The sequence below is a fragment of the Jatrophihabitans sp. genome, assembly GCF_051960575.1.
Taxonomy (GTDB): domain Bacteria; phylum Actinomycetota; class Actinomycetes; order Mycobacteriales; family Jatrophihabitantaceae; genus JBQCEE01.
Genome location: NZ_JBQCEE010000308.1, coordinates 1 through 6,407, shown reverse-complemented (window position 1 = coordinate 6,407; position 6,407 = coordinate 1). Strand labels below are relative to the sequence as shown.

General features: G+C 73.4%; 8 protein-coding genes. 4 read left to right on the top strand and 4 right to left on the bottom strand.

Features of this window, described 5'->3' with window-relative positions:
* The 3 genes from ACTHMS_RS17240 to ACTHMS_RS17230 form a co-directional block, all read right to left on the bottom strand.
* On the bottom strand, positions 1 to 647 hold a 647-nt coding region (locus ACTHMS_RS17240), incomplete at its 3' end, for a lysophospholipid acyltransferase family protein (protein ID WP_440307892.1).
* 20 nt (positions 648 to 667) lie between these two features.
* The gene (locus ACTHMS_RS17235) at positions 668 to 1,423 is read right to left on the bottom strand and encodes an SDR family NAD(P)-dependent oxidoreductase (RefSeq protein ID WP_440307891.1); all 756 of its coding nucleotides are present in this window, start codon (positions 1,421 to 1,423) and stop codon (positions 668 to 670) included.
* 25 nt (positions 1,424 to 1,448) lie between these two features.
* Positions 1,449 to 2,408 carry a YihY/virulence factor BrkB family protein gene (locus ACTHMS_RS17230; RefSeq protein ID WP_440307890.1) on the bottom strand — a complete coding sequence of 320 codons (960 nt, stop codon included), beginning with the start codon at positions 2,406 to 2,408 and terminating at the stop codon, positions 1,449 to 1,451.
* An 85-nt stretch (positions 2,409 to 2,493) separates the two neighbouring features.
* Here ACTHMS_RS17230 and ACTHMS_RS17225 point away from each other — a divergent pair, with 85 nt between their 5' ends.
* Positions 2,494 to 2,706 (top strand): CDGSH iron-sulfur domain-containing protein, encoded by a 213-nt coding sequence (locus ACTHMS_RS17225; RefSeq protein ID WP_440307889.1) that lies wholly within the window; start codon positions 2,494 to 2,496, stop codon positions 2,704 to 2,706.
* An 80-nt stretch (positions 2,707 to 2,786) separates the two neighbouring features.
* Here ACTHMS_RS17225 and ACTHMS_RS17220 read toward each other — a convergent pair whose 3' ends face one another.
* Positions 2,787 to 3,803 (bottom strand): iron-containing redox enzyme family protein, encoded by a 1,017-nt coding sequence (locus ACTHMS_RS17220; RefSeq protein ID WP_440307888.1) that lies wholly within the window; start codon positions 3,801 to 3,803, stop codon positions 2,787 to 2,789.
* A gap of 137 nt (positions 3,804 to 3,940) precedes the next feature.
* On the opposite strand from ACTHMS_RS17220, the gene ACTHMS_RS17215 reads away from it, so the two are divergent.
* From ACTHMS_RS17215 to ACTHMS_RS17205, 3 genes are read left to right on the top strand one after another with little or no spacing between them, the layout of a single operon-like run.
* Positions 3,941 to 4,570, top strand: a complete 630-nt coding sequence (locus tag ACTHMS_RS17215; protein WP_440307887.1) for a methyltransferase — start codon at positions 3,941 to 3,943, stop codon at positions 4,568 to 4,570.
* A complete protein-coding gene (locus ACTHMS_RS17210) occupies positions 4,567 to 5,955 on the top strand; it encodes a M20/M25/M40 family metallo-hydrolase (protein WP_440307886.1) in 1,389 nt (462 codons plus the stop codon). The genes ACTHMS_RS17215 and ACTHMS_RS17210 overlap by 4 nt, the downstream gene beginning before the upstream one ends.
* Before the next feature lie 24 nt (positions 5,956 to 5,979).
* Positions 5,980 to 6,279: an MGMT family protein gene (locus tag ACTHMS_RS17205; RefSeq protein WP_440307885.1), complete on the top strand. Its 300-nt coding sequence runs from the start codon at positions 5,980 to 5,982 to the stop codon at positions 6,277 to 6,279.
* Positions 6,280 to 6,407: the final 128 nt, after the last annotated feature.

Below are 6,407 nucleotides of genomic sequence, written 5' to 3'. Positions count from 1 at the left end.
GCCGCGAACTTCGTCGCCGTCCGGCGCCGGCCGGGGACCTCGTACGGCGCGCGCTCGCGCAACTCGTCGACCAGTCGCTGCGCGAAGTCGCCGGCGCTCTCGCCCGGCGCGAGGCCGCCCCCGCGCGGACGGTAGAACTCCACGGTGACGAGCGGGCGCTTCGGCAGCCGCACCACATCGGTCGAGCCGTTCGTCCGCACGCAGACGATCTGCGCCTCGGGCACCAGCTCGGCCATGCGCCCGATCCCGCTGCGGGCGCGCCGCGGGCGCCCGAGCGAGCGCGTGGCCTCGGGGAAGATGCCGATGCACGCCCCCGCACGCAAGGCCTCGATCGCGCGCTCGAGCGCCGCGTCGTTGTTGACGCCACGCTCGACCGGGATGTGCCCCATGTCGGTCATGAACGCGCCGACGACCTTGTTCCTCCACAACGTCGACTTCGACAGCGCGTGGATCTGGCGGGTGCGCCGCGCGGCCACGGCGATGGCGATCGGGTCCCAGTAGCTGTCGTGGTCGGCCACCAGCAGCACGGGGCCGGTGCGTGGCAGCAGGTCGACCCCGGTCACCCTGAGCCGGGCCCACCGCATGATGGGCGTCGCCACGGCGAGCACGACGCGGTAGGCGCGGGTGAACTGCGGGGGTTCGGCCATGCGGGGATTGTGGCGCACCGTCAGGGCAGCGGAGCCAGTGCCGTCTGGCCTCCGTCGACGGCGATCGTCGCGCCGGTGAGGAACTCCGGCGCGTCCGTGACCAGCCAGGCGATCACCTCGGCGATCTCGTCCGGGCGCCCCGGGCGGCCCAGCGGGTTGACCCGGCGCATGCGCTCGGGCGTGCTCGCGTCCAGGTACTGCTCGGTCATCGGTGTCGTCACCCACCCGGGTGCGACCGCGTTCGCCGTCACGCCGCTCGTGCCGAGATCGACGGCGAGCGAGCGGGCGAGGCTGATGACAGCGGTCTTCGCCGCGCTGTAGGCCATCGTGTCGGGCTCCGAGTGGAACCCGTTGACCGACGAGACGAGCACGATGCGTCCGCGGCCGGCCTCGATCATGATCCTCGCAGCGGCGGAGGCCGCGAGCACCACCGCGCGAACGTGCACGTCCATCGTCGCGTCCCACATCGCCGCGGTGACGCCGAGCAGCGGTGTCTCCTCGTACGCGCCCGCCCCTGCCACCAGCGCGTCGAGACCGCCGAACCGCTCGACGTGCGCGGCGACCGACGCGGCGGGCGCCTCGGGGTCGGCGAGGTCGGTGACGACGGTCGCCACCGGCGCGCCGCCGTCCGCACCGAGTTGCGCAGCGGCGTCGGCGAGCACCGCTGCGCGGCGTCCGACGATGGTGACCGCGAACCCCTTGCGGTGGAGCCGCAGGGCGGTTGCGAGTCCGAGCCCGGTGCCGCCGCCGGTGATCAACGCGCTGCGAGTGCTCACCCGCGCATGATGCCAGGCACGTGTCTCAACGGTCGTGGAACTCTACGTCGATCTGTTGGAAACCCTTGGCCCGCTGGGCCTTCGCCTGTTCGGCGTAGCTGATGCGGTCGGCCGGGGTGAGGTCGACGTCGTCGGTGAACGGGGTGAGCAGCGCGCGCGGGTACAGCCTCAGCGCGCGCACCGAGTTGAGCTCGACGGCGAGCACGACGATGAGCGACTCGAGGTAGAGCCAGGCGATGAGCCCGAGCACGACGGCGAACACGCCGTTGATCTCACTCGCGCCGCGGATGGCGTGGCCGACGTAGAACGCGCCGACGTACTGCAGCACCTGCCAGATCGCGGCGGCGCCGATCGCGCCCGGCACGGTCTCGCGCACCGACACGTCCTTGGCCGTCGCGATGCGGAAGGCGAGGGTGAAGACGCTCGCGTTGATGACGAACGTGCCGACACCGATGCCGATGCGCGCCCACGCACCGAAGCCGTCGACCTGGCTGCCGAGCGCGGCCAGCCCGGTCGTGGCGATCACCGACAGCCCCACGACCGCGAGCAGCAGCAGGCTGCGCGCCCGAGCCGCGAAGGGGTTCGGCCGGCTGTTGCGTGGCACGCGCCAGACGGTGTTCATCGCGTTCTGCGCGGCCTGCGCGACGCCGAGGCCGCCGTACAGCGTGCCGAGGATGCCGATGACCAGCCCGAGCCCGCTGCCCGAGACGCTCTTCGGGTCGGCCAGCTGCGCACCGACGACGGGGAACTGGCCGAGCGCGGAGTCGAGCAGGTCGTGCCGCAGCCCTGGGTTGCCCTCGAGGGTGAAGTTGAGGATCGTGCTGGTCAGCAGCAACAGCGGGAACAGCGACAGGAACGCGTAGAAGGTGATGAGCGCCGCGAGGTAGTTGCCCTGGTCGTCGACGAACTTGTAGACCACCGCGATCGGCAGGCCCGCACGCGGGTGCCTGCGCTGGTAGTGGTCGAGCCGCTCGGTGAGCGACATGGTGCCTCCGGCGGCCTCGGTGTTCGGGCGTGTCGACAGCAGCCTTCCCGTTTCACACCGTCCGGACGCGGGTAGCGATCGGCGTGTGACCAGTTCGCGCGAGCCCGCCGCCACCGTGACCGTCTACCCGGACGGCCCGCTGGTGCTGCGTGGCGACGTCGAACTGCGCGACGTCGACGGCACCGTGCTCGAGACGGGGCGCACGCTGGCCCTGTGCCGCTGCGGCCGCTCGGCGCTCAAGCCGATCTGCGACGGCAGCCACCGCAACGGGTCGTCCCTGGGCCCCGCCCGCCCCTGAGGTCGGTTCCGATGCCGGCGGCGGCATCTCGTGACGGATCTCCGATCCCGCGACGGAAATGTCAGCGGATTCGAGATCCGTCACGAGACGTGGGCGAGGCGCGGGGCGGGACGCACGGGGGCGCGCAGCGAGGTCGTGCGGTCGTCCCAGCGGCCCAGGACGTACGCGGCGAAGCGGTTGTCGACGTGCAGGCACGCCGCCGCACCGAAGACGATGTCCTCGGCAAGGTCGGGCTCTGCCTCGGCCAGGCCGCCGCAGAGGTCGTGCATGGCCAGCTGCTCGTGCAGCGCGTCGGCGGTGACGTGCTCGTCGTAGAAGGCGCACGCGGCGTCCGACCCGCCGAGCCGGCGCAGTCCCTTGGCGTAGCGACGGCACGGCGTCGACGAGGTCATCTCGTAGGCGGCGAGGTGGCCGACGATCGCGCCGCGCAGGTCACGGCGCAGCCCGAACAGAGACATGACGTTGCTGATCGCCAGGGTGATGCCGGGCACCGCGTCGACGTACGCGGCGTACTCGTCGCTGAGGTCGAGCTCGCGCAGCAGCGTGCGGAACAGCTCGCTGTGCATGCGGTGCAGCTGCCCGTTGCCGTACTCGTCCACCTGGATCTCGACGAGCGCCGCCTTCGCCCGCCCGGACAGCCGGGGGATCGCCCACGTGTGCGGGTCGGCCTCCTTGAGCTGATACAGCGAGCGGTGCACCACGAACTCGGCGAACTGGTCGGCCGTCGCGCGGGTCTGCACGAACCGCGACAGGCTCGGGCCGTCGTCGCCGTCGACCAGCGCACGCAGCCGCTCGGCCACCGGCCGGTCGCTCGACGGCACCCGCACCTCGCGGTGCAGTGCGGCAAGCACCTCACCCTCGAGGCCGAGGCGAAGGGCGATGAGGTCGGGCTGCCACTCCCACAGGTCGTCGACCTCGTCGAAGCCGCGGTAGTGCAGCTCGTAGCAGGTCCAGAGCGCGAGCTGCAGGTCGTCGTCGGCGAGCGCGTCGGCGATGTCACCGATGTCCTCGGGCAGCGGCAGCAGCGACGGGTCGTCGGCACCGAGCGCGTCGATGAGGGCACGCGAGAGCGGTCCCCGTGGTTCGGGCAGCAACATGTCGTCCTCGCCGGTTGCGTCGGCGCACCGACGGATCGCGGCGGTGCGAAGTCGCGCCGATCGGCTTGATCGGCACACTGCGCGAAATACCCCGTTCACACGGAGTGGAAACCCGCCGTACCGGGAAGAGGACGGTCGTGACCGCACTGACCCCCGCCCGCACCTGCCGCTTCGGTCCGCTCGACATCGAGTGGGACGCCCGTGTGCTCGAGCCCCGCCCCTGGACGCTGCTGCAGAGCGAGTGGGCCGCCGAGCTCGCCCGCACCATGCCTGCGGGCCCGCTGCTCGAACTCTGTGCGGGGGCAGGCCACATCGGCCTGGCGGCCGCCGTGCTCGCCGACCGCGACCTGGTGCAGGTGGAGGCCGACCCGACCGCCGGCGGCTACGCCGCGGTGAACGCCGCGGCTGCCGGGTGGGCGTCGCGTACCGAATTGCGCGTCGCGCGGCTCGAGACGGCCCTGCACCCGGACGAACGCTTCCCGCTCGTGATCGCCGACCCGCCGTACCTGCCCACGGACGAGATCACCCGGTGGCCCGACGACCCGGTCACCGCGATCGACGGCGGCCCGGACGGCCTCGCCGTGATCGACCTCTGCCTCGCCGCGGCGGCCGATCACCTGCTGCCCGGCGGCGTGCTGCTGCTGCAGGTCGCCGGGGCGCGGCAGGCCGACCGCCTCGACGCGCGCGCCGCACCGCTGGGCCTGCGCGCCGGCGAGGTGCGCTCACACGACGCAGCACGGGCGGTCGTCGCCCTGCACCGGGCATGACGACGCCGGACGCCCCGAACCACGGGGCCTGGCTGCGCGAGCACGAGGCCGAACTGGTCGACCGGTTGACCGAGTGGTGCCGCATCCCGTCGGTGGCCGGCGAGGCGGGACGTGAGGCGGCACTGACCCGGTCGGCGAACTGGCTCGCCGCCGAGTGCCGCGACGTCGGCTTCCCGACCGTCGAGGTGTGGGACGCCGACGGGTTCCCCGCCGTCTTCGCCGAGTGGCCGGCCGACGGCCCGCGCGTGCTCGTCTACAGCCACCACGACGTGCGGATGGCCCAGGACGACGAGTGGGAGGTGTGCCCGCCGTTCGAACCGCTGCGCCGCGGCCGGCGGCTGTTCGGCCGCGGCACCTCGGACGCGAAGGGTCAGGTGCTCGCCCACCTGTTCGCTCTGCGGGCGCTGCTCGCGTCCGGCGCCGACGCCCCGCCGGTGCACCTGATGCTGTTGGTCGAGGGGGAGGAGGAGGCGGGCTCGGCGCACTTCGCCGACCTGCTCGACGCGCACGTCGAGCGGTTGGCCGCCGATCTGGTCATGGTCAGCGACACGATGACGTGGTCGGCGGAGCAGCCGGCCGTCGTCACCGGCAACCGCGGGATGATGAAGGCGCAGGTCGAGGTGCGCGGCCCCGAGCGCGACATCCACGCCGGGGCCGTCTCGGGCGTCGCGCCGAACCCTGCGACGGCGCTCGTGCGGCTGCTCGCGCAGGTGCACGACGACGACGGGCGGGTGGCCATGCCCGGCTTCTACGACGAGGTGCGTGAGGCCTCCGACGCCGAGCGGGGCGCCGTCGCCCGGCTCACCGCCGACGAGGACGACTGGTTGCGGCGCACCCGCACCCGTGCCGCCGTCGGCGAGTCGGGCCGCTCGATCGGCGAGCGGTTGTACCTGCGTCCGGCGGTCGAGGTCGGGGCGCTGGCGAGCGGCGACCCGGCGCCGCCGACGCGGGGCACGATCGCGGCGCGGGCACTCGGCGAACTGCAGTTCGGCCTCGTGCCCGACCAGGACCCGGCGAAGATCACGGAACTGGTGCGCGCCTGGGTCGTCGACCGGCTGCCGGACGGGTTCACCGCCGACGTCACGGTCATGGAGACGATCAACCAACCGCCGTACGTGACGCCCGAGGACCATCCGGCGCTCGCGGTGCTGACCGAGGCGATGGGCGAGGCCTGGGGCGCCGAACCCGGACGCATGCGCAACGCGGGCTCGGGGCCCGGCGCCCTGCTGCACGAGCGGCTCGGTGCGCCGATCGTCTTCTTCGGCACCGGCCTGCCCGACGACCACTGGCACGGCCCGGACGAGAGCGTCGACCTCGACGTGCTGCGCAAGGGCGCCACGACGCTCGCGCTGTGCTGGCCGCGCCTGGCCCGGGCGCTGCGCTGACGGCGCGGCTGCGACGATGCCGCCGTGGTGAACGACGAGTTCCACGCCGACGTGCTCGCGGTCGTCGACCGCATCCCGCCGGGGCGGGTGATGACCTACGGGGCGATCGCCGAGTACCTCGGTCGCGGCGGGCCCCGCGGCGTGGGCGGCGTGATGGCCCGCGACGGCGAGGCGGTGACGTGGTGGCGGGTCGTGCGCGCGAACGGCACCCTGCCCGCGCACCTCATGGCCGCCGCGCAGGAGCACTGGTTCGCCGAGGGCACCGCGCTGCGTCGCGGCATCGTCGACGTCGCGCAGGCGGCCTGGTTCCCGGACGAGCCGTGACCTACAGCGTGGCGACGGTCTGCGCGGCGGCGTGACGGGCGACGGCGACGACGTCGCCGGTGCGGGTGAGCACCTGGCGCTGCTGCGTCGCCGAGGTGCCGCGGCCACGCACCAGCGCGAGCAGCGCG

What these genes read in the sequence shown, in the direction of transcription:
- ACTHMS_RS17230 (WP_440307890.1), bottom strand. Translation starts at nt 2,408, where the DNA reads ATGTCGCTCACCGAGCGGCTCGACCACTACCAGCGCAGGCACCCGCGT.
- ACTHMS_RS17220 (WP_440307888.1), bottom strand. Translation starts at nt 3,803, where the DNA reads ATGTTGCTGCCCGAACCACGGGGACCGCTCTCGCGTGCCCTCATCGAC.
- ACTHMS_RS17210 (WP_440307886.1), top strand. Translation starts at nt 4,567, where the DNA reads ATGACGACGCCGGACGCCCCGAACCACGGGGCCTGGCTGCGCGAGCAC.